We start from the raw sequence: 2,871 nt of genomic DNA on the forward strand, positions 1-2,871 counted from the left end.
GTGCGAGCGGCCCGGTCGGTGGGGAGGTAGAGGCCGGCACGGTGGGCGGTGCGGGCCTCGGTGGTAAAGGCGGCCACCCGGCTGGGAAGCACCAGCCGGCGGGGACTCGGGCCTCCCGTACGCCATAAGGGGTTTGAAGTGTCGCTACGCTGGCGCGGTGCGTGATGGCGATGCGCGGTGGATGAGTTACGCGGTGGAGTTGGCCGGGCGTTGTCCCCGGTCGGCGAGCGCGTTCGCGGTGGGGTCGGTGATCGTCGATCCGGGCGGGCGGGAGATCTCGGCCGGCTGGTCGCGCGACACCGACCCGCTCGTGCATGCCGAGGAGTCCGCGCTGCTCAAGGCGGCCGGGCAGGATCTCCGCGGGTGCACGCTCTACAGCACGCTCGAGCCGTGCTCCAAGCGCGCGCACCGGCCGGACGCGACGTGCACGAGCCTGATCCTGGCGGCCGGGATCCCGCGGGTGGTGATCGCCTGGCGGGAACCGGACATCTTCGTGACCTGCGAGGGGGTGGCGCTGCTGACCGCGGCCGGGGTGCGGGTGGTCGAGCTGGCGGAGTTCGCGCCGCAGGCCAGGGCGGTGAACGGCCACCTGCCCGGTCTGTAGTGGAGGGCGCTGTGGGAGACTCGCCGCCGTGGGTGACGACGAGGGTGGGCTGAATGCCCGGGATCTCGTGCCCGCCGCGGGCGGCGAGTGGCACGGGTTGCTGTTCGACAACCAGGCAGTCGGTCTGCCGCCGGCGCTGACCTGGACGTTCCGGGTCCCGTTCGAGCCGGTCGGGGGCTTTCCGGCAGCCTTGGACGTGGAGTGGGTTCCGCTGGAAGCGCCGGGCTGGCGATCGATGGCCGGGCTGTCGGCGGAGAGCGGGTCGTTCGCGGAGCCGGCCGAGGCGAGCGTGCACCATCACGGCCATCACCGGTACGACCGGGTGAGCCTGAGCGTGTCCGAGCAGGACGGCTCCCGGATCCGGGTGCTCGTGACGGTCTCCGGCGACCTCGACGGGTTGGGGCCGGCGTCGATCACCGTGGACGCGTGGCTGTCGTTCGCGGGGATCCGGGTGCAGCTCGGCGACGCGGCTTCGGCGGAGGCGGCGCTGGCCCGGCTGGCATCGTTCACCGACGTGGAGGGGCTGGCCGAGCATCCGGGCGCGCCCGGGGTGGCGTTCCTCTTCGTGCCGTGAACGTTTCCGATCGGCTGGCGATCCACGAGCTGCTCGGCTTGCACGGCCATCTGATGGACGCGGGCGAGTTCGATCGGCTCGGTGAGCTCTTCACGCCGGACGTGGTTTACGACCTTTCCGCGTACGGGGCGGGCGAGCTGCACGGGCCGGAGGCGATCGCGGCGGCCGGGCGGGCGCTCGGCGACCGGAACCCGGTCGGGCACCACGTGACCAACATCGTGGTGCGCGAGGACGCGGACGGGACGGTGCGGGCGGTGTCCAAGGGCATCGGCGTCCTGACCGACGGCAGCACGGGCAGCGTCGTCTACGCGGACGAGCTGCGGAACACCGCGGACGGCTGGCGCATCGCGCGGCGCACGGTGACGCCGAGGCGTACGCCGTTACGCTGAACACTATGGACCCCGGCGAACCGGACACCGTCACGCTGGTCACCGTCGAGAATCTGCTGGGGTACGTGCCGGACCGGTACATCGGTCTCGTGCAGGCCCTCGCCAACTCCGCCGCCGAGGCGACCAAGGCCCTGGAGACGCGGGCGCTGCTGCGGGCGCGCCGGGCGTACGCGGAGGCCGTGCGGCGCCGCAACCCGGGCGCCGGCATCTACGTGGTGCTGGGCCTGCGCGTCGCGGCCGGGATCAACGCCAGCGGGCAGCCGGTGTGGGTGGCGTACGGGACGCTGGTGCGCGGCCATCGCGCCGCCTAGCGTGGCCGGCACCCGGTCATCCGTGCCGCGCTGTCCGTTGACGAGATGATCCTCGGCGCTGTTCAATGGGCGCGCCGATTTCGGGGGAAGGGTAAGGGTCGTGGTCACCTCGTCCGTTTCGCACACGCCGCGCCAGTGGGAGACGTCGACCAGCGCTCTGCTCGTCCTCGGTAGCGTGGTCGCCGTCCTGCACGTCGTTGCGGCGGTCATGCTCGTCACGTCGGGGACCTCGTGGGCGACTGCCGGCTCGTGGGCGACTGCCGACCGGATGGCCGTTGTCGCCCTGCTGCTCGCTGAGCTCGGCTGGCAGCGATGGACCAAGCGGATCCTGCGCTCGTTCGGCGACGACGCGAGCGGCCTGGGGCGGCACTGGGCGTTCCAGCTGGCCGGGGTCCTTCTCGCCGTCGACATCGTGATCTCCGGATCGGACCGCGCCGTCCTGCTCTCGTCCGCCTTGTGGGCGACCGCGCTGGCGGCCGGCCTGTTCGGCCTGGTCAAGGTGCGAGACGTGGTCCGCGGTGTGGTCAGCGGCCAGATCGAGCCGTACGCCGAGGATCCCGAGTTGCTGCCACCGATAGTGTCCGACCCCCCGGTGCGCTACGAAGCGCCGCCCGGGGCCGCGGCATCGGCGCCGGCCGACGACGGTTTCTGGGCCGCGGTGTCCGAGGCGGCGCGGGCTCCCGGCGGCGCCGCCCTGTTGGAGACCACACCGGTATTGTCCCGCCGCTGGCTCGCTCTGCCCGCCGACGGCGACGTCACCGCGACCCGCGCGAGCGTCCCGGCCGGGGCGGCGCTGACGCTCTGGCCCGCCGCACCCGATCTGCGCGCCAAGCCGCCGGTCGCGCCCGAGTATTACGGCCTGCTACAAGCCACCTCCGGCGGCCCGATCCAGTTCCGGCTGGTGCTTCCCAGCCGGGTGGCCGCCTTTACCACCGAGGCCCGCACCGCCCACCGTGCCGGCCTCTACCTCCCCACCGACCGGGCCGCTCGCAC

Annotated in this window: 5 protein-coding genes; all 5 read left to right on the forward strand. The window is 73.0% G+C overall.

What is annotated here, in order from left to right; all coding sequences use genetic code 11:
• Nucleotides 1–157: 157 nt before the first annotated feature.
• On the forward strand, nt 158–604 hold the full coding sequence (locus IH26_RS0152160; protein ID WP_245666073.1) for a cytidine/deoxycytidylate deaminase family protein: 447 nt from the start codon (nt 158–160) through the stop codon (nt 602–604).
• 28 nt (nt 605–632) lie between these two features.
• Nucleotides 633–1,178, forward strand: coding sequence for a hypothetical protein (locus IH26_RS0152165; protein ID WP_030443757.1), 546 nt, complete (start codon nt 633–635; stop codon nt 1,176–1,178).
• The gene (locus tag IH26_RS0152170) at nt 1,175–1,567 is read left to right on the forward strand and encodes a nuclear transport factor 2 family protein (protein ID WP_030443758.1); all 393 of its coding nucleotides are present in this window, start codon (nt 1,175–1,177) and stop codon (nt 1,565–1,567) included. Before IH26_RS0152165 ends, IH26_RS0152170 begins: the two co-directional genes overlap by 4 nt.
• 5 nt (nt 1,568–1,572) lie before the next feature.
• The gene (locus IH26_RS0152175) at nt 1,573–1,878 is read left to right on the forward strand and encodes a hypothetical protein (RefSeq protein WP_030443759.1); all 306 of its coding nucleotides are present in this window, start codon (nt 1,573–1,575) and stop codon (nt 1,876–1,878) included.
• Nucleotides 1,879–1,978: 100 nt separating this feature from the next.
• On the forward strand, nt 1,979–2,871 hold an 893-nt coding region (locus IH26_RS55160), incomplete at its 3' end, for a hypothetical protein (protein WP_034218268.1).

It is taken from the genome of Actinoplanes subtropicus (assembly GCF_000721705.1).
Classification (GTDB): domain Bacteria; phylum Actinomycetota; class Actinomycetes; order Mycobacteriales; family Micromonosporaceae; genus Actinoplanes; species Actinoplanes subtropicus.